The organism is Bacillus cereus group sp. BfR-BA-01331 (assembly GCF_022663915.1).
Classification (GTDB): Bacteria; Bacillota; Bacilli; order Bacillales; family Bacillaceae_G; genus Bacillus_A; species Bacillus_A mycoides.
In genome coordinates, this window is the sequence record NZ_JAKUGJ010000009.1 from 120,958 (window position 1) to 145,063 (window position 24,106).

Genomic DNA, 24,106 nt, shown 5'->3' on the forward strand with positions numbered 1-24,106 from the left:
GCATTAACTTTTATGTTAATGCTGTTTTTTATATTTTTAGCTCGTCAGCAAGTTTTTCTAATTGATTTCGATCTTGTATATAATATGTTCGTCCTTCCTTTTTTAAGTAGTTTTGCTGGCAAAACTGGTTTAATACATATAAAAGGTGACGGTAGCTGACATTTAAGTATTCCGAAGCCTCAGTATGTTTTTCTGTATAACTGTTATTTTGTTCTGTTAATAGAATAAAAGCCGCTAATTGATTTTCGAACGGATAACTATTGTTTTTGGCATAACTTTCTGTTCGGGTAATTGTTTTTTCTCCAATAAATTTGCATAGTTTCTGTAGAAAGGTAGCATCTTGCAATAAAAGATGCTGACAATCTTTAAGAGGAAGCGCTAAGCAAATACAATCTTCAATCACCTCAACCGCTTTTGTAACAGATTCTACGCCAATTAATCCTAATTCTCCAATGAATGAAGGTGCTTGAATAAAATTAATTAAAGAGACTTTCCCATTTTTATGGCTCATATATATTTTTGCTTTCCCGGAAATTAAGTAATAGAGATAAGGGAGGTCGACTCCCTCCTTACATATCATCTCTTTCTTTTGAAAAGAATGTAGTTCTACATATGGTAAGACATGAAAGGAAAAAAGAGTATGGAATTGATGAATTTGCATGTGTTGATAAATTTCTTTCTCATTTTTACTGATTTTCATATTTTCACCCCTGTTTGTAGTATGAGATATCTCCTATTATTTTTACAAGGAAGAATGATACGATTTATGTAAATTTGTTTTTGTAGAAAAGAGAGTGTGAGGGGTTTATGAAAAAATATAAAACATTGCTATTTGATGTAGATGATACATTGTTAGATTTTCAGAAGGCAGAGAAAGTGGCGTTACGTATGCTCTTTGAAGAGAAGGGGATTCCTTTAACTAGCGAGGTTGAAGCGCAGTATAAAAAAATTAATAAAAGCCTTTGGGATGCTTTTGAAGAAGGTGAAATAAATCGTGATGAAGTCGTAAATACACGATTTTCGATTTTGTTTAAAGAGTACGAGGAAGAAGTAGATGGGATATTATTCGAAAATAATTATCGCAGCTACTTAGAAGAAGGAAACCAACTAATCCAAGGTGCGTTTGAATTTATAAATCAAATTCAAAGTGAGTATGATTTATATATAGTGACAAACGGTATTTCTAAGACGCAAGATAAACGTTTGCGTAATGCAGGATTACATTCATTGTTTAAAGATATTTTTGTTTCTGAAGATACGGGATTCCAAAAGCCGATGAAAGAGTATTTTGAATATGTTTTTGAACGTATTCCTAACTTCGCTTCTGAAGAAGGACTCATTATTGGGGATTCGTTAAGTGCCGATATTAAAGGTGGATATGTAGCAGGAATTGATACTTGTTGGTTTAATCCAGAAAAGAAATCAAATGATAGCGAGATTGTGCCAACATATGAAGTGCATAGTTTTGAAGAGTTACACGCGCTATTAAAGCAGCACGTATAATAAGAATAGGCAGTGGAACTTTTGTCCCCACTGCCTATTTTTATTAATTTGTAGTTTCGTTATGTTTAGGAAGCGGAAATGCATTCCCAATCGCGGCTGCCCCGAGCATCGGTAATAATAAATTGAGCGGGAAAAACATGAGTAATAGTAATGTTATAGCTATTGGTTTTCTTAATGCATAGCTTGAAATAGCTGTCGTGACGATGGCTACAGAAGCTATTGGATCTATAGGGATAATAGAAGCTATAGCATATCCGATACTTGATCCAGCAAATATAATTGGGAAAATATGTCCGCCGCGCCAACCCGTATTTAAACAAACGGCAGTAATACATAATTTTAAAATTCCTGAAAGAAGTAGTACCCAGAAGGATAAATGGCTCCATTCAACGACTAAATCTTTTAATTGATGTTCCCCTGAGAATAACGTGTAAGGAAGAAAAGTTCCTGTAATTCCTAATAAAATACCGCCTATAATTCCAAGTGATACCTTGTATTCTTTGAAGGGGTGGATTAATTTCTCTAATGTGAATTCTAATTTGAAATAAAAGAAACCAACTATAGCACCAATGCTAGCAAGTGGTAGAAAGGCGATCCATTCATTAAGAGCAAGAGACCCTTCCCCAAAATCAACGATAAAGGATCCGCGATTATCGAGTTTACTAAGCAATAAATAAACGGAAAAACCAGCAAAAGTGGTAGCTAAATATACGATTGCTTTTTTTCCTTTCGAAAATTCATTAATTTGCTCACCCTCATTTTCATTCGGAGCTAAATAACCGAATAATGGTGCATTAAAAATAACACTTAAAGTGGCACCAATTCCAACCTCTGTTAGTTCATTCATTCCCTTTAAAGCAAATTTAAAGCGATCTCCTACCCATGTACAAAGTCCACCGATAATTCCAACAAGTGCAGCTTCTGGTCCTAAACTAGCTCCAAATATTAAAACGATAATCGCAGTTAAAGTAGCTTTATGTACAAAACGGTATTCAATTCTACCTGTTTTTTTATATTCAGCCATCACTTCCGGCATAAGACGTGGATATGTACCGAAGTATTTTTGTGTTAAACCAACGAGGATACCACCGATGATTGTTACACAAATGGTGTAATAAGGGGGAGAAGAGAAAACCGTAGGTAAGTATCCCCAAATAAAATGAATTCCGATATTTATCGTAACTAAAAATAACCAAACTGTAGCTCCTACTATAGAGCCTAGAAGAATGCCATATAGGACTAGTATATAGTTCATGTCCTTTTTATTTGTCATGTTATACCTCCGTTATGTGAGTTTTGATCTAGAGAAGATTAGATATGCTAGTATGAAATGAATTGAATATATATAGTATCTTTTTGAGAGGTGGGCTTATTCAATATATTGAGGTCTCGTGAGAATCTTGAACCTATACGCTTAAACTACTTATTTAATTCTATATATTGATCGAAGTTTTTAAAAGGTCTTTTTCAAATGAATATGGAATATATTTCTTTTATTGTTTGTATTAAATTCCTTACATTTAATTTAGAACATTCAGAAAAACTATTTGACATCAGGAAATTATTGCTATAAAATCAACGGTAATTGCATAGTCTTATCAAGAAAAGGTGGAGGGACAGGCCCGATGAAACCTTGGCAACAGCCGTATAACGGAATTGTGCCAAATCCTGCAGGTAATAATCCTGAGAGATAAGAAAGATCCTTTAGAGCGTGTTTTCAAACTGCTCCTTTCTTGTTTTCAGGAAAGGGGCAGTTTTTTATTTTGCATAAAGTGAAACTTTAATCAGTGGGGGTTTTGTCCCTCCCCCGCGGATTATTAGCCCACACCAATCAGGTAGTTATCTCCCGCCTAACTTCCTCGCATTCGCCGAATTTTGAGGTGGGAGTCTTACTGACCGCAAATAGCGGGATAAAAGAAAGGAGAATGAGAGATGGGAGAATCATGGGGGAAAGGAACGATTTGTGTGCAAGGCGGCTATACGCCAAAAAATGGTGAGCCGCGTGTTTTGCCGCTTTATCAAAGTACAACGTATAAATACGATACTTCAGATGATTTAGCAGCACTATTTAATTTAGAGGCAGAAGGATATATATATACGCGTATTGGAAATCCTACTCTAGCTGCATTTGAGCAGAAGTTATCAGATTTAGAAGGCGGTGTAGGGGCTGTTGCAACAGCTTCTGGGCAGGCAGCCATTATGCTTGCGGTTTTAAATATTTGCAGTAGTGGAGACCATTTACTTTGTTCTTCAACTGTTTACGGAGGAACGTTTAATTTATTTGGAGTGAGTTTGCGAAAGCTGGGCATAGATGTTACGTTCTTTAATCCTAATTTAACGGCAGATGAAATTGCGGCACTTGCTAATGATAAGACAAAACTCGTTTATGCAGAGTCGTTAGGAAATCCAGCAATGAACGTTTTGAATTTCAAAGAACTTTCAGCGGCAGCAAAAGAATTAGAAGTACCTTTTATCGTTGATAATACATTGGCGACGCCTTATTTATGCCAGGCGTTTGAACATGGGGCAAATATCATTGTCCATTCTACAACGAAATATATTGATGGCCATGCAAGTTCTCTAGGTGGGATTGTAATAGACGGAGGGAACTTCGATTGGACAAATGGAAAATACCCTGAGCTTGTCGAACCTGACCCGAGTTATCATGGCGTAAGCTATGTTCAAAATTTTGGAGCAGCAGCGTATATTGTGAAAGCACGCGTTCAGTTATTAAGAGACTACGGAAACTGTATGAGCCCATTCAATGCATATATTAGCAACATTGGCCTTGAAACATTGCATTTACGAATGGAGCGTCATAGTGAAAATGCTCTCGAAGTTGCTAAGTGGCTTGCTAATCATGATCGCATTGAATGGGTGAATTATCCTGGATTAGATAGTAATGAAAATTATTCGTTAGCACAAAAGTATTTGAAAAAAGGTGCTAGTGGAGTTTTAACATTTGGTATTAAGGGCGGATTAGAAGCAGCGAAAGAATTTATCGCAAATGTAAAGCTTGCAACTCTTGTAACGCATGTAGCTGATGCAAGAACTTGTGTAATACATCCTGCTAGTACGACGCACAGACAATTAAGCGCAGAAAATCAGCGTTTAGCTGGCGTTACATCTGATTTAATCCGTTTATCGGTCGGTATAGAAGATGTTTCTGATATTATTGCAGATTTAGAAGCGGCGCTAGTCGGAGGCAAACAACATGCCGATCATAATTGATAAAGATTTACCAGCTCGCAAAGTATTGCAGAAGGAAAATATTTTTGTAATGACGAAGGAGCGAGCAGTAACACAAGATATACGTGCTTTGAAAATTGCTATATTAAATTTAATGCCTACAAAACAAGAAACAGAGGCGCAATTACTTCGTTTAATTGGAAATACGCCGTTGCAATTAGATGTTCATTTACTTCATATGGAATCGCATCTGTCTCGCAATGTAGCGCAGGACCATTTAACGAGCTTCTATAAAACATTTCGTGATATTGAGGATGAAAAATTTGATGGACTCATTATTACAGGAGCACCAGTTGAAACTCTTTCTTTTGAAGAGGTAGATTATTGGGAAGAGCTTGGACGTATTATGGAGTATTCAAAAACGAATGTAACATCTACGCTTCATATTTGCTGGGGGGCACAAGCAGGTTTGTATTATCACTATGGTGTGCCGAAGTATCCTCTTGCGGAAAAAATGTTTGGTGTATTTGAACATGAGGTTCGCGAGCAACATGTGAAATTGTTACAAGGGTTTGATGAAGTGTTTTTTGCTCCGCATTCTCGTCATACAGAAGTAAGAGAGAGTGATATTGAAAAGGTGAAAGAATTAACGTTATTAGCCAATTCTGAAGAAGCAGGTGTTCATCTTGCTATTGGGCAAGATGGAAGGCAAGTTTTCGCACTCGGACATAGTGAATACAGTTGTGATACGTTAAAGCAAGAATACGAACGGGACTGCCAAAAAGGGTTAAATATTGATGTGCCAAAAAATTATTTTAAACATAATAATCCAAATGAGAGGCCACTTGTTAGGTGGAGGGGTCACGGGAATTTATTATTCTCTAATTGGTTGAATTATTACGTGTATCAAGAAACCCCTTATGTATTGTAAATGATTGTGTAACACGTGGTAGCGTTTTCCTTGTAAAGATGAACCTTTATTTTTCCGAATGTTCTAAATTCATTGTTTTTCAGATTTTTCGTCTATATAATTCATCTAAACACAATTTTTGAGGGGTGGACAGTATTATGAAAGAAATTCAAGTGGGGTTATTAGGTCTTGGGACAGTTGGTAGTGGTGTAGTTCGTATTATTACAGATCATCAAGAACGACTTATACACCAAGTAGGTTGTCCAGTGAAAGTAACGAAAGTATTGGTGCAAAACATTGAGAAAGAGAGAGAGGTCGACGTGCCTTCTACTCTATTAACACAAAATGTGAATGAAATTCTAGATAATCCAAATATTGATGTTGTCATCGAAGTGATGGGTGGCATTGATGATGCGAAAGCATATATTTTACAAGCTTTACAAAGTGGGAAGCACGTTGTGACTGCAAATAAAGATTTAATGGCGTTACACGGAGCGGAATTATTAGCGGTAGCAAAGGATAATAAGGCTGATCTATTTTATGAAGCAAGTGTAGCGGGAGGAATTCCGATTTTACGAAGCATCGTAGAAGGACTTTCTTCAGATCTTATTACGAAAGTAATGGGAATTGTAAATGGAACGACAAATTTTATTTTGACGAAAATGTCAGACGAAGGGAGAGCATATAACGACGTGTTAAAAGAAGCTCAGCAGCTTGGATTTGCAGAAGCAGATCCAACATCAGACGTAGAAGGTTTGGATGCAGCAAGAAAAATGACGATTTTGGCTACTCTCGGTTTCTCTACAAATGTAGAGCTTGGAGATGTGAAGGTAAAAGGGATTACTTCTATTACAGCAGAAGATATTGAATATAGTAAGAGCTTAGGCTATACAATTAAATTAATTGGCCTTGCAAAGCGAGATGGCGAGAAATTAGAGGTTACAGTTGAGCCAACTTTACTTCCAAATGCACACCCTCTTGCGGCAGTGCAAAATGAATATAATGCTGTGTATGTGTATGGTGAAGCGGTAGGAGAAACGATGTTTTATGGCCCGGGAGCAGGAAGCTTACCGACAGCGACAGCTGTTGTTTCTGATCTAGTTGCTGTAATGCAAAATATTAGGTTAGGTGTAACAGGAAATAGTGCTGTAGTTCCGCAATATCAAAAGGTACTAAAAGAGCCAGATGAAATTATTGTGAAAAAGTTTTTAAGACTTCATGTGAAAGACGAAATTGGTGTATTTGCAAAAATTACATCATTGTTCTCTGAGCGCGGTGTTAGTTTTGAAAAGATCATTCAAATGCCACTTGAAGAGAAAGGGAAAGCAGAAATAGTAATTGTAACGCATCGTGCTTCTCTTGCGGATTATGAGTACATTCTACATACATTGCAATCGTATGAAGAAATAGATTGTGTGAAAGCAAATTATCGAATTGAAGGAGATGCTAAGTAGTATCTCTTCTAATAAAACGAAAAAACCTATTAAGCGGCTTGCTTAATAGGTTTTTTTCTATTTAAAATCTGCGTACCAACTTGAATAAAAGCTTGAATAATCCAACCTGTTGTAAAGGATAAGATAATTGTTCCAAAATAGATTGGCCCATCTAATAAGAAGCTTAATGTCAAAAATAAAAAAGCTAATGAAATTTCTGTTCTTCTAAATGTCCATTTCTTTTTCTCAGCAACAGTTAAAACGAAAGCCTCTTGAGGTGCTGCGCAAAGGTTAGTAGAGACGTAAAGACCAATTCCGGCTCCGACGAATAGATTTCCGCAAACAAGTGTTATATATTTTGGAAGAGAGCGGATAGCATCCATAATAGTCGTAATAGAACCAACCCAATCAACAAAAAGAGAAATAAGAATCATTGTGACAATTGTGCCGATTGTAATTTGTTTTTTGTCCCAAAAGAGTACGATCAGGGTAAAAACAAAGTTAATCATGAAAATCCAAAAACCAATACTTATCCCAAAATTTTGATATAGTGCAATAAAGAAGGAATCATAAGGGCTAAGTCCAAAGGAAGTAATTGTCGTCATCATATTAATACCGATGGCGAGAATGAGTAAACCGCCAATGAAAAATATATATTCTAGTTTGAATCGAAGCATAGTTGTATATCCTTTCAAAATGTATTTGCTAAGAAAGGATATACTGTGGAAAGCTTACCAGGTCAAGCGAGAATTTTTGAGGGGAAGGGGAGAATGAGATGACTAATATAAGAAAGATTGCTGAACTTGCTGGGGTATCTGTTTCAACTGTTTCACGTGTACTCAATAATCATCCGTATGTGAATGAACAGAAACGAAAAGAGATTTTAGCGATTATTGAAGAATTAAATTATACGCAAAATGTGAATGCGATTCATTTAGTGAAAGGAAAAACGAATGTAATTGGCGTTTTATTGCCGCACGTAAATGATCAATATTACAGTGCCATTATTGGGGGGATATCAAAGGAAACCGCAAAGAACAATTATAATATGATGCTTTGCCAGACAAATTATAGCGAAGAAAAAGAGCTTGAAATTTTACATATGTTAAAAATGAAAAAGCTTGATGGAGTAATTATATGTTCACGGACAAATAGTAAGGAAAAGCTTGAAGAGTATACGAAGTTTGGTCCAATTGTGATGTGTGAAGAAATAGATTCGAAATTCATTTCGAGTGTACATATTGATTACTACAAAGTATTTTTGCGCGGGATGAAAAGCTTAATAGATGCTGGTCATACACGTATCGGATATTGCATTGGAAGAAGTAATAGTATTAATAGCCAGAGGCGAAAAAAAGCGTATGAGGATTCACTTCAACAGATTGTTGTAACACCGTTAGATGCCTGGAAGTTTAAGGGCTGTTTTACGGTGGAAGATGGGCGCAATGTAGTCAGGGAATGGGCTCGTATGTCTGTAAAACCGACGGCTTTTCTTGTATCTTGCAATCATATTGCTGCAGGAATGGTAACGGAGGCGAAAAAACAAGGAATTCGTATCCCAGAGGATATTACGATTATCGGATGTGATGATCAAGAGGTGGCAAATATATTAGGTATTACGACGATTTCGCATTCTAGTAAAAATGTTGGTGTAAAGGCATTTGAATTATTATATGAAAAGATTAATGATGAGGAAATAGATGTGAAACATGTAGAGTTATTACCAGATTTGGTAGATAGGGAAACGACATAATAGAGAAGGTGTGAAAATCGCTTTTCGAAAATTCGTTTGGTATAATTATGGACAATCTATAGGGGCTAAAAGGGGTTTTGATATGAGATCAAAATTAGTAAAAGTAATTCTACTCATTACAATTGCGTCTTTCTGTTTATTTGCATATGGTTTTGTTTCGGGTGTAAATGATGTATTAAATCCGAAAGCTTCAAAATTAATTACGAAGACTGACGTAGTGGAAAAAGAGAAAAAGAAAACAGGAACGTTACAAGTAGTTAGTTTAGGTGATTCGTTAACGCGCGGCGTTGGTGATAAAGAAGGAATTGGCTATATTGGACGAATGAAAGAGAATTTACAAAAAGATTATAAACAAAAAGTTGCACTAAGCAATTTGGCAGTTAGTGGTGCGAAAATGCCCGATTTGTTAAAACAAATCGAAAGCAGCGGAGCTCAATATTCAATTAAGCAAGCAGATGTAATTGTTTTAACAATTGGAGGAAATGATTTGTTCCCAGGATGGGAATCGCTCGGAAAGATAGATTTAGAGACGTATCGTCCTGATACGGAAACGTTTCAAAATGAAGCGAAGAAAATTATAGAAGAAATTCGTAAATTAAACACAGATAGCCCTATTTTTTGGTTAGGATTATACAATCCTTTTGAAGATGTAGAAGATTTGAGAGGTTCATCAAATATTGTTGTTGATTGGAACGCTTCTTTAGAGAAGTTAGCATTAAATGATAAAAACGTATATATTACACCGACATTTGATTTATTCCAAAATCGTGGGAAAGATTTATTATACTCAGATCATTTTCATCCGAATGAAGTAGGTTACACATATATGGCGGAGCGTTTAGTCCAAAATGTTGTAAGTAAATTAAAACTAGAGCAAGGAGGGGTAAAATGACGACGATACTTTCTGTACGAGACTTGAAGAAGGTAATTGGAAAGAAGACGCTTGTAGAGGACATTTCATTTGATGTAAAACAAGGAGAAGTGTTTGGCTTTTTAGGACCGAACGGAGCCGGGAAAACGACAACAATTCGAATGTTAGTCGGACTGATTAAAGCGACAGAAGGTACTATTTCTATCGGTGGTTATTCTATTAAGGAAAATTTCAGAGAAGCGATGCGTCAAATTGGAAGTATCGTTGAAAACCCAGAGCTTTATACATATTTAACGGGATGGGAAAACTTAAAGCAATTTGCGCGCATGCTTGGTGATATATCAGATGAACGTATTATTGAAATTGCAAAAATGGTTCATTTAGATGAGCGTATTCACGATAAGGTAAAAACATATTCCCTTGGTATGAAGCAGCGCCTTGGAATTGCACAGGCGCTACTTGGAAACCCGAAATTGCTCATATTAGATGAACCGACGAATGGTTTAGATCCAGCTGGGATTAGAGAGCTTAGGGAATTTATACATAAGCTTGTAAAAGAAGAAAATATGAGTGTATTTATTTCGAGTCACTTGCTAAGTGAAGTGCAACTGATATGCGACCGTGTTGCTATTATTCATAAAGGAAAAATGATAACAGTTGCACCTATTGAAGAGTTGATCAAAACAGCGAGTGATCGTGTGGAATGGGTCGTTACACCGATTTCCAAAGCGAAAGACATGTTAGACGCTGCTGAAGAGATAGAGGAAGTTAGTGTAGAAGATGAGCGTTTATTATGTCGTATGGATGTTGCGTCTATTAATGTTTGGAATAAGCACTTTGTAGAAAACGGGATAGATGTACATAGCGTCAAAGAGCTTGTATTTACGCTAGAAGATTTATTTATTGAACTCACAAGGGGTGAGCAACATGCGTGAATTTGCGAATCTAGTTTTAAATGAATCAGAAAAGATTTATCGTAAGAAACGAATTGTTGTTGTCATGCTTATTTTAGCAATCTTGATTCCACTTTTTGTGTATGCTCAGTATCGTGAAATAGAAACGACGCAAAAAAGGCTTGGTACGACCGATTGGAAAGTATCATTACAGCAACAAATTGTTGATTCACAAAACCGCTTGAACAATTCTAGATTGCCAGAAGAATGGCGGGATTGGTTAAAAGTAAGAGTGGAACAACAACAATATTATTTAGATCATAATATTAATCCGACTGCGCCAGGAGCACCGACATTTGTGAGGGCGTTTATTGAACAAGGAATAACGTTATTTATTCCATTGCTCGTTATGATTGTCGCCATTGATATTGTTTCAGGAGAACGAAGCGATGGTACGATGAAAATGCTTCTGACGAGGCCAATTCGGCGCTGGAAAATACTCCTTAGTAAATATGTGACGATGTTATTTTTCATTTCGCTCATATTGCTTCTTGTCGGTTTGTTTGCTTATGCATTATCAGGGCTTGTATTTGGATACTCTGGATGGAATTTACCTGTGTTAACAGGATTCGTCATTGATAAGGAAACGTTAAATACAAACTTTGTACACCTTATTCCGCAGTGGCAATACATTTTAATGGCGTACGGACTAGCTTGGTTTGTTGCTATTGTGGTTGGAACTATATCATTTATGGTTTCTGCTTTAATTCGGAATACACCAGCTGGAATGGGCGTTATGTTAGCTGCGTTAATCGCAGGCGGCATTTTAAGTTCATTCGCAACGTCTTGGGAAGGGGCGAAATACATTTTTAGTGTCAACTTATCGCTAACGGATTATTTATCAGGAAAACTGCCTGCATTACAAGGATTATCGATGGGATTCTCTTTAATGAATTTAACGGTTTGGGCAGTAGTTTCCCTTATCATTTCATTTGTAGTATTTACAAGGCAGGATATGGTGAATTAATTGGATAGGAAGTGAAGGCATGGAAAACATTTTGCAGAATGATTGGGGACCATTACTTGGGCCAGAATTTGAGAAAGAATACTATCAAAATTTAGCTAACTTTTTAAAAGAAGAGTATGAGGAGCATGTGATTTATCCAAAGAAAGAAGATATTTTTAACGCTCTAGAGTATACAAGTTATGAAAATACAAAGGTTGTTATTTTAGGACAAGACCCATATCATGGACCGAATCAAGCACATGGTTTAAGCTTTTCGGTACAACCTGGTATTAAAACGCCGCCATCATTGCTAAATATGTACAAAGAACTTCGAGATGAATACGGTTATGAAATTCCGAATAATGGTTATTTAGTAAAATGGGCGGAGCAAGGGGTTTTACTATTAAATACTGTGTTAACGGTTCGTCAAGGTGAGGCGAATTCTCATAAAGGAAAAGGATGGGAGCATTTCACAGATCGCGTAATTGAGCTATTAAATGAACGTGAAAAGCCAGTTGTTTTCATATTATGGGGACGCCATGCTCAGGCGAAGAAAAAGTTAATTACGAATACGAATCATTATATTGTTGAGTCCGTACATCCAAGTCCATTATCAGCAAGACGTGGTTTCTTTGGAAGTAAGCCGTACTCTAAAGTAAATGAGATTTTATCTAACATGGATGAAAAAGAAATCGATTGGCAAATTCCGAATATATAAACGCAAAAAAGGTAGCTAACGATTGTTAACTACCTTTTTACTATTACTGTTCATTTTTTAGTTTTGCATCTAGTACAAAAGTACCAAATGGGATAACTGATGCAACAAGTGCACCAAGTGCCCATAAAATTGTTTTACGGTGTACGATTGTTACTTGAATTACCGCAAAGATGAATAGAATAAATAAAACGCCATGAGCCATGCCTGTAATTTTAACAGCTGTTGCAAACCCTGCAAAATATTTTAATGGCATTGCTACAAATAATAGTAATAGGAAAGAAATCCCCTCAATTAAGCCGATTGCTCTTAATCTTCCGATTGGTGTAGATAACATGAAGTAGCCTCCTTTAATGTATGCTTGTATATAGTAAATTTGTATTCTTTTTCAAAATGAAATAGTCTATTTTGTTTCATTATATACAAAAAGAAAGTTTACACTACGAGAATAGTGCAAAGTTCAAAATATAGTCACAAAAGCGTTGTAATTTAAATAAAAACCTATTTGAAGTGTTTGACTTCAAATAGGTTTTATGAATGAAAATACTAAACAAGTACTTCCGTTTTTAAAACGAATTTCTCTACAACTTTTGCAACGCCATCGTTCATATTTGTATCTGTTACATAGTTTGCAATTTCTTTAATATCATCTGGTGCATTGCCCATCGCAACGCCAAGACCAGCAAATTCAATCATCGCTTGATCGTTATAGCTATCGCCCATTGCGATAACTTCTTCGCGCTTAATACCAAGTTTTTGGATTAATTGGTTTAAGCTCGTTCCTTTCGTAACACCATGTTCAGTAAATTCTAAGAAGAATGGTTTAGAGCGCATAACGCTTAATTGACCTTCTAGTTGTTTCTGTAGTTTCTTTTCTACTTCAACAAGACGTTCAGCTTCTTTGTTCATTAATACTTTTACTACAGGCTCTGTTACAGCGGCTTTAAAACCATCTACTACAACGATTGGCATACCAGTAATGTCGCCCTCAATTTCAGTATACGGATTATTTTCTTCCGTTACGATATCATCGCCAATATAAGTATGAATCCATACGTCTTCAGTTTTACTAATTTCAAATAGGTTGTGAACGATTTCAGGAGATAGCGTACTACTGAAGATTTCTTCATTTGTTTTACAGTTAATAATTTTTGCGCCGTTAAAAGATAGAATGAAGCTACCGTATTCCTCTAAACGAAGTTCTTTTGCAACATTGCGCATACCAAACGTTGGGCGCCCAGAAGCAAGTACAACTTTAACTCCTTGCTCTTGTGCTGTCATTAAAGCCTCTTTCGTACGAGGTGAAATTGTATGGTCGTCGCGTAATAAAGTATCATCTAAATCTAAAACAATCATTTTATAAGTCATATAGAAAATTCCTTTCTTTGTTGAAATAGAAATAAATTTTTATGAAGATAGTGGGGAATATATAGTAAGACATCGAACTTCTTTGCATGAAACTAGGAGAAGTTCTGCATTGTTAGTATAAATTATCATGAGCGTGTTGCCCATGATAATTTATCCCGCTATTTGCGGGCAGTAAGACTCCCAACTCAAAATTTAGCTGGAGCAACGAAGTTAGATGGGAGATCCACTGCCCGCAAATGCCCGATTGGTGCGGGCTAATAATCAGTGGGGATGAACACCCCCCCACTGATTAAAGTTTCACTGTATCATTATCGTAACAACTCTAAAGATAGAGTGCAATAATGGAAGTTTTCCAATTTACGATGGTTGTTTTTCGTGCGAACGAGAAAATAATATTTCCAGCAAGATAGCCATTACAGATCCAAGAACAAGACCGTTACTTAAAAATGATGCTAAAAATGGTGGTAGCGTAGAAAACGCTCCTGCTGGAACGAACATAACGCCGACTCCTGTAAAGATTGAAAGACCTGCTACTTTAAATAATTGTTCTTTATTTTGTACAGTGTCATATTCGCGGAAAGCTAGACCAATCATGCTTGCAAATACAGGATAAATTGCAGCATACCCAACTGCAATGGGGATGGCTGCAAAGAATGAAGTAATCTTTGGGAATATACTAACAAGAATGATAAAGCTTGATCCTAACATAAATGGAAGGCGCTTATAAATATTTGTTGTTGCAATAAACCCTGCGGATCCAGAAATGGCAACAGGGCCAATGGCTGAAAATAGACCGCCTAGCAATTGATTTATTCCTGTTATAATGCCAGCTTGTTTGAAGCGATCTGGAGCATTTTCTTCATACTTAGAAACAACCTTTTGTACAACGCGAATACTTGCTAACATATTTGTTAGAAGTAGTAGTGTGACGAAAACTACCGTAATTGCCATGTTCCATTCAATGCGAGGCATCCCGAAAACAAACAGAGATGGAAGACGAATTATATCTGTCACAGGTGTTACTGGATTAGATAATCCGAAGCACGCAAATAATATCCAGCCGCAGACGATACTGAAAAGAACGGAATATTGTCCAATAATAGATAGCTTCATAATGAAAAAAGATAGTAAAATAACAATGAGTGAAAGAATAAATACCTTTGGCTGTACCTCTGTATGTTGTCCATCAAGGCCAAACATGCCTTTTAAGAAGGAGCCACTAAGTTGTGCGACCAAAAGGAATAAATACGTTCCAATTACTGTTGGTGTAAAGTAGCGAACTAGTTTATCGATAAGTCCAAAAACACTAAGAATAATACAAATAATTCCGCTTAGTAGGAAAGCGTACTGAAGGACCTTAAGTGTTTCATTGCTTGATCCAAATAATACGACGCCTAAACTTGCATATAGGGAGAAAATTCCCCACCAAAGGCCTGCAGGACCTTCTTGGATAGGAAGTTTATGACCGAATATAGCTTGCAGTAGGCCGGCAAAACCGAGAACAAATAATGTTCTTTGTACAAACGCGATAGCTTCAGCGCCATCAAGGCCGTAACTAGTTGCGACACTAATTGGTACAATAAGACTTCCAGCTAAAATAAATAGTGCCCATTGTAAGGCAGAAAGAAATAGCTTCATTATATCAACCTCTTTCATAGATTCCGTTTCTAGTATATACGTATTTCATTTCCTCTGGCAAAGATTGTAGATAGAGAAAAGAGTTAAAACATAATATGAATGCACGTAAGCAATTATGGATAGCAGTTATATGTATGACCTTTGTTGTAATTCTAGGAACGCTAGGATTTATGACAATTGAAGAGATTAGCCTGTTTCAAGCATTTTGGATGACGATGATTACTGTATTAACGGTTGGATATGGTGATGTAGTGCCTGTAACACAGGCAGGGAAATTTTTTGCGCTCCTTATTATACCTGTTGGCGTCGGTATCGTTACGTATGCAATGGGTGTAGTAGCAGCTATGATCATTGAGGGGAATTTATTTCATGCAGTGCGGAGGAAGAAGATGGATAAACAAATAGCACAGTTACAAAATCATATTATAGTATGTGGTTGCGGTAGAGTAGGGCTTCAAGTTGTACATGAATTACAGGAAAAGAAAATTCCATTTGTAGTTGTGGATAAAGATGAAAGTATATTGGAGCAGGAAAAACTTTTATATGTACATGGAGATGCAACTGAAGACCAAGTATTACATAATGCTGGAATTTCGAAGGCAGCGGGTCTAGTGGCTATAGTAGCAAACGATGCTGAAAATGTATTTATTACGTTAACCGCACGAGGACTGAACGATGCAATTAAAATTTTAGCAAGAGCTGAAAAGCCAGAAACAGAAGAGAAATTACGCCGCGCTGGTGCAAATAAGGTTGTTAATCCATCTAGTATGGCGGGAATTCATATAGCGAAAGGTATTGCGAATCCGTTGACAGTTCATTATATTGATACAGTGTTGTATGGAATAGAGCAATCATTTGTAATTGAAGAGATTCAAGTTGGAAAAGGTTCTATCTTAGCCAGTAAATCGTTAATAGAGAGTAATGTGAGAAATCAATTTGATGTAACGATTTTGGCGATTTTAAGAGATGGGGATATTATCCATAATCCAACGGGGCAGGAAAAACTGCAAGAACATGATATGATAATAGTATTTGGTTCAGTGGAGAAACTGGGGCAATTTGAGAAAGAACTACAAAGTAAGAGGTGACAAGGAATGCAAGTATCTAGTGATAAGATTTTAAATAAAATGGCGAATGAAATTGCAAAGGCAAAAAGTAGTGAAGGACAACAATCAAAAGAACACTTATTAGTTGTACGTGCTTTATGTGATTTATTATTGGATGAACAAGTGGAGCCTTCTACGTATAGAGAACCACAAGTTCAAACACAAGTAATCGGGTCTCAGCCTATGACGACAGTTCAACCAGTTATGCCGGTTTCTGGAGAAAAAGTATATATAAAAGAAAAGGATGCAAACGGTAAATCTTTATTTGACTTTTAAAAGTAAAATCGTTTGGATTATATGTGAAAATTGCTTATGATAAAAATAAAAAGGGGAATTAAGATGAAAATTTTCTTTTTACTAGGTTGTATTGCAGCGGGGCTATCTGTTGCATTAGGGGCTTTTGGAGCACATGGTTTAGAAAATAAAATTTCTGCAAAAATGTTAGAAGTGTGGAAGACGGGCGTTACATATCAAATGTTTCATGCAGGTGGCTTATTCGTAGTTGCTCTATTAATGGACAAAATGCAATCATCACTTTTAAACACTGCAGGTTGGCTTATGGTAGCTGGGATTATTATGTTCTCAGGCAGTCTTTATGCATTAAGTACAACAGGTATTAAATTCTTTGGCCCAATTACACCCCTTGGTGGTGTAGCGTTTATTGTGGCGTGGATTTTAGTCGGAACTGCAGTTGTAAAAGGGTTATAAAAAACAAAAGCTGGCATTCGCCAGCTTTTTTTATGGTCTTGGAGCATAAGTTGCTTGTTGACCAGGTAAATACGCAATTTCTCCTGGGAATTCTACATAATCTAAATAAATCATTAGTAGTAAAAAGCGTTTTCCAGATTTCGGCTCACTAATAACGATATGATCACGGCCGGCTGCCTCGATAATCCCTGTATAAGATTGTGTGCCAAGTGAGCTACCACGTTCATAAGTCATTACAACTGTAGCCTGCTTACCTTTGTTTAAACGAAGGATATTTTCAATATAAGATTGCTCTAGTGGTAACATACCTTGAGAAACTGCAAGTTGAGCCTGAGCAGCTTGTTGTTGCATCGCTTGCTGTTGTTGCTGTTGCTGCGCGGTCATTTGTTGCGGTTGCACATAAGTTCCAGATGGTTGATAAAAACCTGTTCCGTAGTACGGGTTTTGTTGCTGTGTCATTCAAAAATCCCTCCTCATTTTCATTCCTTAATATACGCTTGGACAATCCTCCCCGGATGGTTGGAAGAAGCAGTGCTTTTTAAAACGTCCAGAGTTTTGCTGGTTATACCAAGTTGGTGGGCAAGGACCTTCAGGTCTAAAAAACCATAAAGCGAAATTTGCAGGCCAAAAACGTTGCCCTTGAATTGTTCGACGGGCTAAGGCAATATCTTGTTCTCTTGCTCGTTGATAAAAATACCCTTTTTGAGTAGCTTCAAAACCACCAGGATTTTGATAAACCATCTGACGTAAGTTCCGTACTTTTTTAAAATCTAAACAATTTCCGCGGACACGATTTACACCGACATTGCCAACCATTAGCATGCCTTGTTGTCCTTCTCCTTCAGCTTCAGCACGCATGAGTCTAGCTAATAACTTTACATCTTCTTCTGTATGTGCGATAACACCCATTATGTGTCACCTCTCTTTTTGGAATACCCTTTGGAAAGAGGTTTTTCTTAGATGAAGTGTGGAACAATTACTAGTTCATACGTATGAGAAAAAGGACGCAGATATGACAACCAAACGAAGTTTTACATCTAGAGGGGAAAATAAAAAAAGCTAGCGTGAGCTAGCTTTTCATCATTAAAATACTTTAGACCATAAATTTGAGAAGAAATCGCCAATTGAACGCATTGTTAATACGAACCAATTTGCTTTTTCTACTTCTGCAGTCGTTTTTGCAGTAACTTTTATACTTTTATTTCCGTCTAAGAAACCATATTTATCAGATGGTTCTAAGACGATTGAACCTACCTTTGCATCTTTCTTAATAGGAGCAACTAAATGCCCATCTTCAGCAAGTGATTTATCTGCTTCAGTAGAAATTTTGTAAGGTGATTTGCTACCTTTTGCAGTAACTACTGTCACTTCTTTTTCTGGTGCAACTGTTACGTAGTCTTCTTTTCCTTTTACTACAGAAATTTTGTTGTTTTTATCTATTTTTAATTTCTGTTTTTCGAAGTTATTAAATCCATACTCAATTAATGCGCGAGATTCTGTGAAACGTTCGTCCATTGATTTCGTTTTAATAATAACAGAAATAAGACGTAAATCACCGCGTTTTGCTGTAATGGTAAAACCATACCCAGCGGTATCAGAGCTTCCTGTTTTTAAACCATCTGCTCCTTCATAAGAGAAAGCAGCACCTGGTAACATCCAGTTCCAATTTTCCATACGAATTGGTTTTGGATGATTATCTGGGAAGTTTCTAAATCTTTGTTTTGTATCCTCTAGCATTTCTGGATACTTTGTAATAATTGTTTTTGAAAGAATACCCATATCGCGAGCTGACATGGAGTTTTCTCCATTCGGATCAGTTCCTTCAGGATGTTTTCCTTTTAAATCAGCGTTATTTAACCCAGTAGCGTTTACAAATTTATATTTCTTTAACCCTAGTTTTTTCGCATGTTCATTTGCGAGATTTAAGAAGTTCTTTTCACTGCCTGCAAGTAATTCTGCTAAAGCAATACTAGATCCATTTGCAGAGAAGATAACGATAGAATGGTATAATTCTCTTACAGTATATTGACGTCCTTTTTCGAACGGCACGTTAGAGAATTCATTATTACGTGAAACTTCATAAGCGTAATCAGAAATAGTTACTTTCGTATCCCAAGTGATTTTTCCTTCTTTAATTGCTTCTAATACGGCATAAATAACAATTAATTTTGACATACTAGCGATAGCTAGCAATTCATCTGGATTTTGTTCATGCAGTATTTTTCCTGTATCCGCATCAAATAGAAGTGCAGCAGCTGCCTCTATATGTATTTTTTCTTCCGCATGGGATGTTGTTACTCCTAAGGAAGAAAATGACAATAGAGACATTAGTAAAATAGACAAGATTTTCTTCATATACATTATCACCTTCGCATCGTTATTAGCATATAGCTCGTACCATTTTAGCATAAATTTGGATATAGAAAGGTTACAATTTTGTAAGGAAATTGAAAAGAATTTGTCGATTTTTGTTCAAATTTGCAGAGAAAAGAAGTTTTTTGAGGAGAAATATAGAGGGTAATAAAAAAAGGAACGAAATTCGTTCCTTTTTTACGATTTATATGTGTAAAAATTTCTCTACCTTTTCGTCTGGTAAAATGTTTCCAACGAAAAATGTTCCGAATTCACCATAACGAGCACTTACTTCATCAAAGCGCATTTCATATATAAGTTTCTTAAATTGAAGAACATCGTCAGCAAATAATGTTACGCCCCACTCAAAATCGTCAAATCCAACTGATCCTGAAATAACTTGGCGCACTTTACCTGCGTACTGGCGACCGATTTTGCTATGGCTGTACATAAGTTTCTTACGTTCATCCATAGGAAGCATATACCAGTTATCATTACCTTGGCGACGCTTATCCATTGGATAGAAGCAAATGTGATTTGCTTTCGGTAACTCAGGATATAAGCGAGCTAAGATTTGTGGGTTTTGGTATGGGTCTTCATCAGCTGGAAGATAGTTGCTTAGTTCAACAACAGATACGTAAGAATATGCAGGAACTAAATATTCAGCTAATGTTGTTTTATTTAATTCTGTTTCGATTTCATTTAACTCTTCCATTGTTGGACGTAAGATCATAAGCATAATATCTGCTTTTTGACCAACAACTGTATACATTGCATGACTGCCTTTTTTTGCAGTAGCTACTTCGTTCCATTTTTCAACGACATTTAAAAATTCAGACACTGCTTGTCCGCGTTCGTCACTAGATAATGTTTTCCATGCTGCCCAATCAATAGAACGTAAATCATGTAAACAATACCAGCCATCTAACGTTGTTGTTGCTTCACTCATTCTATTCACCTCAGTTAATGATATTTTACACGTTAACTATAGCATATATAGGATTAAAAACATCTACATAAAGTTTCGGCGCATAAAACTGTCACATTTATATTTACTGGAAAACGGGAGAAAATAAGGCTTAAGTAGGCATTATTTCTAGGCTGAATTTTATGAAAATATAATCATTTTTATTTTATCTATTTTTTGGGAGCTATAAGTTTAAAATATAGAGGAAAAGCAGTATTCTTAAAGATAGAGTTTTTTAACATATGTAGGAGGGTTTATTCGTGAGCAACTTATTTACAACAGTAAAAGAACAAGTTCAAGGAAAAGGCATTTCTATCGTACTTCCTGAAGGAACTGATGAAAGAATTTTAGGCGCTGCAGAGCGTTTAGCAAAAGAAGAGTTAGTAAAACCAATTTTAGTTGGTAATAAAGAAGAAATTAGCGCAAAAGCTGCTAGCATGAATTTAACATTAGCAGGCGTTGATATTTATGACCCAGCTACATACGAAGAAATGGATGCAATGGTAGCATCTTTCGTTGAACGCCGTAAAGGTAAAGCAACAGAAGAAGATGCTCGTAAAATTCTTAAAGACGAAAACTACTTCGGTACAATGCTTGTATACATGGGCAAAGCACAAGGTTTAGTAAGTGGTGCAGCTCACTCTACAGCTGATACAGTTCGTCCAGCACTTCAAATTATTAAAACAAAACCAGGCGTTACAAAAACTTCAGGCGTATTCATCATGGTACGTGAAGAAGAGAAGTATGTATTCGCTGATTGCGCAATTAACATTGCACCAAACAGCCAAGATTTAGCTGAAATTGGTATCGAAAGTGCGAAAACTGCTGAACTATTCGGCATTGACCCACGCGTTGCTATGTTAAGCTTCTCTACAAAAGGTTCTGCGAAATCTCCAGAAACAGAAAAAGTTGTAGAAGCAACTCGCATTGCAAAAGAAATGGCTCCTGAATTAACTTTAGATGGAGAATTCCAATTCGATGCTGCATTCGTACCATCTGTAGCTGAGAAGAAAGCTCCAGGTTCTACAATTAAAGGTGATGCTAACGTATTCGTATTCCCAAGCTTAGAAGCTGGTAATATCGGCTACAAAATCGCTCAACGCTTAGGTAACTTCGAAGCAGTAGGACCAATCTTACAAGGTTTAAATATGCCTGTAAATGATCTATCTCGTGGATGTAACGAAGAAGAAGTGTACAAGTTAGCTTTAATTACAGCAGCTCAAGCACTTTAATTCTATAACGAATTAATATGAAAAAAGACCATCCTATTTCTTTTGAAATGAGGGTGGTCTTTTTGGTTTCTATTTTTCTAAACCAAGTGCCTTATTATTACGGTCAATAATACGTTGTAAATTCGTCTCATATAAAGGAACTTCATCTACTGTCAGCTGAGATGGTGTTAACTTTGGAGTGAATTGTTGCAACGTTTTTAAAAGGCGCATCATTAAATCTCGCACTGTAATTGTTTCGCCAAGTAATTCAGATAGTGAAGCCATCGTACTCGGTACAATTTCAGGATACGTAAATCTTGTTTCTTCGCCTTGAATTGCTACGTTGTAAAAATCACGAACGAGTGCGGCACGCTCAGATCCGCTTCCTGTCGCACATAAGTAAATTTGTACAGCAACGCCTCCGCGAATACGACGCTGAGAAATACCAGCAAATTTTTGATCGCGAATGCTCAAATCGTAGCTACCAGGACAATAAGAACCAACAATTTCTTTTGCCTCGATAGTAACATCGTAATCTTTTAACATTTCCTTAATTAAATGCCACATCGTATCGTATCCAAGGTCGATATCGATACCCTTTTCTGTTTCTTGGAATAAAAGTGATACGTTTAAAACACCTTCATCAAGTACAACAGCAAGTCCACCAGAATTACGAACGATAACATTGAAGTCGTTTTCTTTTAAAAAGGAAATACCTTCTTCTAAATGTGGTAGACGTGAATCTTGAATGCCAAGAACAATTGTATTGTGATGAACCCAAGAACGCATTGTTGCAACGGATTGGCCTTTTCCGATACTTGTGCATAACGTGTCATCCATTGCGAATGACTGAAGTGCATGAAATGTTGGTCCTAAACTAGACTGATCCACAATACGCCACTCTGGCTGAGATAAAATCGAACGGGAATTGCTCATATAACTAACCCCTTATTTTTAAAATGACAATCTCTATTATAGCAAAAAATGTAGAAAGGGGTTTTCCCATATATAAAGGGAAAGTTTAGAGGTGAAAGAATAAAAAGGATGCATTGCATGCATCCTTCTTATTCTGCAATTTTTTCTAAATTACCGTTTCGATCCATGCGGAAAGATGTTTGCGAGCGTTCCTCATCATCCATTACTGCTAATTTACGAGCACGGTTCATAATATTCATAAGCGTTTCGTAATCCTCTTGTACAGTATGAGATTGTTGTTCTAATTTTTCTAGTTTCTTTTCTAGCTCTTCATTTCGCAGAATTTGCGTTTTAATTTCTTGTTTCAATCTCGTATTCTCGTTTTCAAGAGCTGTTACTTTTATATTTGAAGATCCAACTGTTTGTAAAAAGTAAATAACATCTTGCATTGTTATTGAGCTTTTTGGAGCAGGGACAGTCGGCTCTTGATATGGAGTAGCTTCTGTATATTGAACAGCTGTTTCATACGGTACGTATTCTTCATAATCAGTTATCGCCGCCGCTGAAGCTGGTGGTGTGTAAAGCAAACGTTTTTTTGTCTGTTCACCGCCCGCAGCACGCATTTTATCTTTACGATGTTTTTTTGCTAGTTGAAGAGCTTGTTCATAGCTATAGCGAACAACAGCATTCCAGCGGAAACCACAAGCAGCAGATGTGCGATTTAACTGATCTCCTACTTCTTCAAAAGCATTTAATTGAGTACTTCCTTCTCGAACATGGCGAAGCACCGTTTCAGCAAGTAATAAATCGTCCTCGTCTGTCCAAGCATCTTGTCTTACTTTCATAGATTCAACTCCCTTTCTTTTTATGAACTTCCTATTTTTATAATGGGCAAAAAAATGAGCTTTTATACAAAGCTTTTAAAAATATGGTAGATTTCAATGAAGAGAAGAAATGTGGCTATGAATGATGAAAGCTTTTGAAGGAGAAAATATAAAAAATAGGTAGCTTTATATAGGAATAGAGCTACGCCCAGAGACTTGCAACAAGCTTCAAAGAGCGGTAAAATACCATTTAGTGTTTATTTTTAAATGTACTTGTGAAAAGTTTAAAATAGAGGAAGTGTTATATATAATGGGAAACGAATTTCGTGTGTGTGATGATTGTCAGGCAACGAACGTTAAAACGTTGATTCCGAAGTTAAAAAAAGTAGATTCATGTGCAACGATCGAGGTTGCATGTCAGTCTTACTGTGGCCCTGGTCGTAAAAAATCATTCGCGTTTGTAAATAATCGTCCAGTTGCGGCTCCAACAGAAGACGAATTAATTATAAAAATTGAAGCAAAGTTAAATAAGTAAGAAAAAGAAGAGTGAACAGATTACTCTTCTTTTTTTATGTCCATAAGATAGCGTTTTGTATGAATTCGTATTTCAAAATAATGGTTGACAGTCTTTTGACGTGGTAGGTAGAATAGAAAGTGTCTGATTCTGAGAATCATTATCAAGAAAAATCAATTCATCTAATTTTTTTATTACTATTTGAGAATAAATTTCATTTTATTAAATAT

At 36.4% G+C, this 24,106-nt stretch carries 26 protein-coding genes and 1 riboswitch; of the genes, 14 read left to right on the top strand and 12 right to left on the bottom strand.

Annotation, left to right across the window (positions count from 1 at the left end; all coding sequences use genetic code 11):
* Positions 1–28 precede the first annotated feature (28 nt).
* Positions 29–700 carry a transcriptional regulator YeiL gene (locus MR155_RS17870; protein WP_242310760.1) on the bottom strand — a complete coding sequence of 224 codons (672 nt, stop codon included), beginning with the start codon at positions 698–700 and terminating at the stop codon, positions 29–31.
* 107 nt (positions 701–807) lie between these two features.
* Here MR155_RS17870 and MR155_RS17875 point away from each other — a divergent pair, with 107 nt between their 5' ends.
* Complete coding sequence (locus tag MR155_RS17875) at positions 808–1,503, top strand: YjjG family noncanonical pyrimidine nucleotidase (RefSeq protein WP_113936150.1); 696 nt, start codon at positions 808–810, stop codon at positions 1,501–1,503.
* 43 nt (positions 1,504–1,546) lie between these two features.
* On the opposite strand, the gene MR155_RS17880 is transcribed toward MR155_RS17875, so the two are convergent.
* Entirely contained in the window at positions 1,547–2,776 is a 1,230-nt protein-coding gene (locus MR155_RS17880) for a chloride channel protein (RefSeq protein ID WP_219300777.1), read from the bottom strand.
* 319 nt (positions 2,777–3,095) lie between these two features.
* Positions 3,096–3,200: riboswitch (SAM riboswitch) on the top strand.
* Between the two features lie 235 nt (positions 3,201–3,435).
* On the opposite strand from MR155_RS17880, the gene MR155_RS17885 reads away from it, so the two are divergent.
* The 3 genes from MR155_RS17885 (at position 3,436) to MR155_RS17895 (ending at position 7,056) form a co-directional block, all read left to right on the top strand.
* Positions 3,436–4,734: a bifunctional O-acetylhomoserine aminocarboxypropyltransferase/cysteine synthase gene (locus tag MR155_RS17885; protein ID WP_002068601.1), complete on the top strand. Its 1,299-nt coding sequence runs from the start codon at positions 3,436–3,438 to the stop codon at positions 4,732–4,734.
* Positions 4,718–5,623, top strand: coding sequence for a homoserine O-acetyltransferase MetA (metA, locus tag MR155_RS17890; protein ID WP_242310761.1), 906 nt, complete (start codon positions 4,718–4,720; stop codon positions 5,621–5,623). The genes MR155_RS17885 and metA overlap by 17 nt, the downstream gene beginning before the upstream one ends.
* A gap of 137 nt (positions 5,624–5,760) precedes the next feature.
* Positions 5,761–7,056, top strand: coding sequence for a homoserine dehydrogenase (locus MR155_RS17895; protein ID WP_219300780.1), 1,296 nt, complete (start codon positions 5,761–5,763; stop codon positions 7,054–7,056).
* Between the two features lie 29 nt (positions 7,057–7,085).
* Here the strand turns inward: MR155_RS17895 and MR155_RS17900 are convergent, their stop codons facing one another.
* Positions 7,086–7,712 (bottom strand): YczE/YyaS/YitT family protein, encoded by a 627-nt coding sequence (locus MR155_RS17900; protein WP_219300782.1) that lies wholly within the window; start codon positions 7,710–7,712, stop codon positions 7,086–7,088.
* Between the two features lie 98 nt (positions 7,713–7,810).
* On the opposite strand from MR155_RS17900, the gene MR155_RS17905 reads away from it, so the two are divergent.
* From MR155_RS17905 to MR155_RS17925, 5 genes are read left to right on the top strand one after another with little or no spacing between them, the layout of a single operon-like run.
* Positions 7,811–8,788, top strand: coding sequence for a LacI family DNA-binding transcriptional regulator (locus MR155_RS17905; protein ID WP_088293204.1), 978 nt, complete (start codon positions 7,811–7,813; stop codon positions 8,786–8,788).
* 10 nt (positions 8,789–8,798) lie between these two features.
* Positions 8,799–9,680 (top strand): SGNH/GDSL hydrolase family protein, encoded by an 882-nt coding sequence (locus MR155_RS17910; protein WP_113936155.1) that lies wholly within the window; start codon positions 8,799–8,801, stop codon positions 9,678–9,680.
* Positions 9,677–10,594 (top strand): ABC transporter ATP-binding protein, encoded by a 918-nt coding sequence (locus MR155_RS17915; protein ID WP_002089840.1) that lies wholly within the window; start codon positions 9,677–9,679, stop codon positions 10,592–10,594. Before MR155_RS17910 ends, MR155_RS17915 begins: the two co-directional genes overlap by 4 nt.
* Positions 10,587–11,579, top strand: coding sequence for an ABC transporter permease (locus MR155_RS17920; RefSeq protein ID WP_242310763.1), 993 nt, complete (start codon positions 10,587–10,589; stop codon positions 11,577–11,579). Before MR155_RS17915 ends, MR155_RS17920 begins: the two co-directional genes overlap by 8 nt.
* 19 nt (positions 11,580–11,598) lie before the next feature.
* Positions 11,599–12,276, top strand: a complete 678-nt coding sequence (locus MR155_RS17925; RefSeq protein WP_219300786.1) for a uracil-DNA glycosylase — start codon at positions 11,599–11,601, stop codon at positions 12,274–12,276.
* Between the two features lie 43 nt (positions 12,277–12,319).
* On the opposite strand, the gene MR155_RS17930 is transcribed toward MR155_RS17925, so the two are convergent.
* From MR155_RS17930 to MR155_RS17940, 3 genes are all read right to left on the bottom strand, one after another.
* A complete protein-coding gene (locus MR155_RS17930) occupies positions 12,320–12,610 on the bottom strand; it encodes a DUF3817 domain-containing protein (protein ID WP_002144657.1) in 291 nt (96 codons plus the stop codon).
* A 209-nt stretch (positions 12,611–12,819) separates the two neighbouring features.
* Positions 12,820–13,641, bottom strand: coding sequence for a Cof-type HAD-IIB family hydrolase (locus MR155_RS17935; RefSeq protein ID WP_242310765.1), 822 nt, complete (start codon positions 13,639–13,641; stop codon positions 12,820–12,822).
* A gap of 357 nt (positions 13,642–13,998) precedes the next feature.
* Positions 13,999–15,279 (bottom strand): purine/pyrimidine permease, encoded by a 1,281-nt coding sequence (locus MR155_RS17940; protein WP_242310767.1) that lies wholly within the window; start codon positions 15,277–15,279, stop codon positions 13,999–14,001.
* Positions 15,280–15,374: 95 nt separating this feature from the next.
* Here MR155_RS17940 and MR155_RS17945 point away from each other — a divergent pair, with 95 nt between their 5' ends.
* The 3 genes from MR155_RS17945 (at position 15,375) to MR155_RS17955 (ending at position 17,093) form a co-directional block, all read left to right on the top strand.
* On the top strand, positions 15,375–16,367 hold the full coding sequence (locus MR155_RS17945) for a potassium channel family protein (protein ID WP_002089831.1): 993 nt from the start codon (positions 15,375–15,377) through the stop codon (positions 16,365–16,367).
* 6 nt (positions 16,368–16,373) lie between these two features.
* Positions 16,374–16,661 carry a YwdI family protein gene (locus tag MR155_RS17950; RefSeq protein ID WP_002089830.1) on the top strand — a complete coding sequence of 96 codons (288 nt, stop codon included), beginning with the start codon at positions 16,374–16,376 and terminating at the stop codon, positions 16,659–16,661.
* 63 nt (positions 16,662–16,724) lie between these two features.
* The gene (locus tag MR155_RS17955; RefSeq protein WP_002089827.1) at positions 16,725–17,093 is read left to right on the top strand and encodes a DUF423 domain-containing protein; all 369 of its coding nucleotides are present in this window, start codon (positions 16,725–16,727) and stop codon (positions 17,091–17,093) included.
* 30 nt (positions 17,094–17,123) lie between these two features.
* Here MR155_RS17955 and gerQ read toward each other — a convergent pair whose 3' ends face one another.
* The 4 genes from gerQ to hemQ form a co-directional block, all read right to left on the bottom strand.
* The gene (gene gerQ / locus MR155_RS17960; protein ID WP_002089825.1) at positions 17,124–17,552 is read right to left on the bottom strand and encodes a spore coat protein GerQ; all 429 of its coding nucleotides are present in this window, start codon (positions 17,550–17,552) and stop codon (positions 17,124–17,126) included.
* Between the two features lie 27 nt (positions 17,553–17,579).
* Positions 17,580–18,002 carry a cell wall hydrolase CwlJ gene (gene cwlJ / locus MR155_RS17965; RefSeq protein ID WP_002089824.1) on the bottom strand — a complete coding sequence of 141 codons (423 nt, stop codon included), beginning with the start codon at positions 18,000–18,002 and terminating at the stop codon, positions 17,580–17,582.
* 174 nt (positions 18,003–18,176) lie between these two features.
* A complete protein-coding gene (locus tag MR155_RS17970) occupies positions 18,177–19,454 on the bottom strand; it encodes a serine hydrolase (RefSeq protein WP_242310803.1) in 1,278 nt (425 codons plus the stop codon).
* Between the two features lie 196 nt (positions 19,455–19,650).
* Complete coding sequence (gene hemQ, locus MR155_RS17975; protein ID WP_002089820.1) at positions 19,651–20,394, bottom strand: hydrogen peroxide-dependent heme synthase; 744 nt, start codon at positions 20,392–20,394, stop codon at positions 19,651–19,653.
* A gap of 278 nt (positions 20,395–20,672) precedes the next feature.
* Here hemQ and pta point away from each other — a divergent pair, with 278 nt between their 5' ends.
* Positions 20,673–21,644 carry a phosphate acetyltransferase gene (gene pta, locus MR155_RS17980; RefSeq protein WP_219300788.1) on the top strand — a complete coding sequence of 324 codons (972 nt, stop codon included), beginning with the start codon at positions 20,673–20,675 and terminating at the stop codon, positions 21,642–21,644.
* Positions 21,645–21,713: 69 nt separating this feature from the next.
* On the opposite strand, the gene lipL is transcribed toward pta, so the two are convergent.
* Together lipL and MR155_RS17990 are read right to left on the bottom strand one after the other, a co-directional pair.
* Positions 21,714–22,559: an octanoyl-[GcvH]:protein N-octanoyltransferase gene (lipL, locus tag MR155_RS17985; protein WP_242310769.1), complete on the bottom strand. Its 846-nt coding sequence runs from the start codon at positions 22,557–22,559 to the stop codon at positions 21,714–21,716.
* A 128-nt stretch (positions 22,560–22,687) separates the two neighbouring features.
* Positions 22,688–23,383 carry an RsfA family transcriptional regulator gene (locus tag MR155_RS17990; protein WP_002089813.1) on the bottom strand — a complete coding sequence of 232 codons (696 nt, stop codon included), beginning with the start codon at positions 23,381–23,383 and terminating at the stop codon, positions 22,688–22,690.
* Between the two features lie 289 nt (positions 23,384–23,672).
* On the opposite strand from MR155_RS17990, the gene MR155_RS17995 reads away from it, so the two are divergent.
* Positions 23,673–23,897, top strand: a complete 225-nt coding sequence (locus MR155_RS17995) for a YuzB family protein (protein WP_002089811.1) — start codon at positions 23,673–23,675, stop codon at positions 23,895–23,897.
* Positions 23,898–24,106 lie beyond the last annotated feature (209 nt).

Excerpts from the sequence above, each read along its gene's own strand:
- metA (WP_242310761.1), top strand. The coding sequence starts at position 4,718 with ATGCCGATCATAATTGATAAAGATTTACCAGCTCGCAAAGTATTGCAG.
- MR155_RS17895 (WP_219300780.1), top strand. The coding sequence starts at position 5,761 with ATGAAAGAAATTCAAGTGGGGTTATTAGGTCTTGGGACAGTTGGTAGT.
- gerQ (WP_002089825.1), bottom strand. The coding sequence starts at position 17,552 with ATGACACAGCAACAAAACCCGTACTACGGAACAGGTTTTTATCAACCA.
- MR155_RS17880 (WP_219300777.1), bottom strand. The coding sequence starts at position 2,776 with ATGACAAATAAAAAGGACATGAACTATATACTAGTCCTATATGGCATT.
- hemQ (WP_002089820.1), bottom strand. The coding sequence starts at position 20,394 with ATGAGTGAAGCAACAACAACGTTAGATGGCTGGTATTGTTTACATGAT.
- MR155_RS17995 (WP_002089811.1), top strand. The coding sequence starts at position 23,673 with ATGGGAAACGAATTTCGTGTGTGTGATGATTGTCAGGCAACGAACGTT.
- MR155_RS17885 (WP_002068601.1), top strand. The coding sequence starts at position 3,436 with ATGGGAGAATCATGGGGGAAAGGAACGATTTGTGTGCAAGGCGGCTAT.
- MR155_RS17930 (WP_002144657.1), bottom strand. The coding sequence starts at position 12,610 with ATGTTATCTACACCAATCGGAAGATTAAGAGCAATCGGCTTAATTGAG.
- lipL (WP_242310769.1), bottom strand. The coding sequence starts at position 22,559 with ATGAGCAATTCCCGTTCGATTTTATCTCAGCCAGAGTGGCGTATTGTG.
- MR155_RS17970 (WP_242310803.1), bottom strand. The coding sequence starts at position 19,454 with ATGTATATGAAGAAAATCTTGTCTATTTTACTAATGTCTCTATTGTCA.
- MR155_RS17950 (WP_002089830.1), top strand. The coding sequence starts at position 16,374 with ATGCAAGTATCTAGTGATAAGATTTTAAATAAAATGGCGAATGAAATT.
- MR155_RS17870 (WP_242310760.1), bottom strand. The coding sequence starts at position 700 with ATGAAAATCAGTAAAAATGAGAAAGAAATTTATCAACACATGCAAATT.
- MR155_RS17920 (WP_242310763.1), top strand. The coding sequence starts at position 10,587 with ATGCGTGAATTTGCGAATCTAGTTTTAAATGAATCAGAAAAGATTTAT.
- MR155_RS17915 (WP_002089840.1), top strand. The coding sequence starts at position 9,677 with ATGACGACGATACTTTCTGTACGAGACTTGAAGAAGGTAATTGGAAAG.
- MR155_RS17990 (WP_002089813.1), bottom strand. The coding sequence starts at position 23,383 with ATGAAAGTAAGACAAGATGCTTGGACAGACGAGGACGATTTATTACTT.
- MR155_RS17900 (WP_219300782.1), bottom strand. The coding sequence starts at position 7,712 with ATGCTTCGATTCAAACTAGAATATATATTTTTCATTGGCGGTTTACTC.
- MR155_RS17935 (WP_242310765.1), bottom strand. The coding sequence starts at position 13,641 with ATGACTTATAAAATGATTGTTTTAGATTTAGATGATACTTTATTACGC.
- cwlJ (WP_002089824.1), bottom strand. The coding sequence starts at position 18,002 with ATGGGTGTTATCGCACATACAGAAGAAGATGTAAAGTTATTAGCTAGA.
- MR155_RS17875 (WP_113936150.1), top strand. The coding sequence starts at position 808 with ATGAAAAAATATAAAACATTGCTATTTGATGTAGATGATACATTGTTA.
- MR155_RS17955 (WP_002089827.1), top strand. The coding sequence starts at position 16,725 with ATGAAAATTTTCTTTTTACTAGGTTGTATTGCAGCGGGGCTATCTGTT.
- MR155_RS17905 (WP_088293204.1), top strand. The coding sequence starts at position 7,811 with ATGACTAATATAAGAAAGATTGCTGAACTTGCTGGGGTATCTGTTTCA.
- MR155_RS17945 (WP_002089831.1), top strand. The coding sequence starts at position 15,375 with ATGAATGCACGTAAGCAATTATGGATAGCAGTTATATGTATGACCTTT.
- MR155_RS17940 (WP_242310767.1), bottom strand. The coding sequence starts at position 15,279 with ATGAAGCTATTTCTTTCTGCCTTACAATGGGCACTATTTATTTTAGCT.
- MR155_RS17925 (WP_219300786.1), top strand. The coding sequence starts at position 11,599 with ATGGAAAACATTTTGCAGAATGATTGGGGACCATTACTTGGGCCAGAA.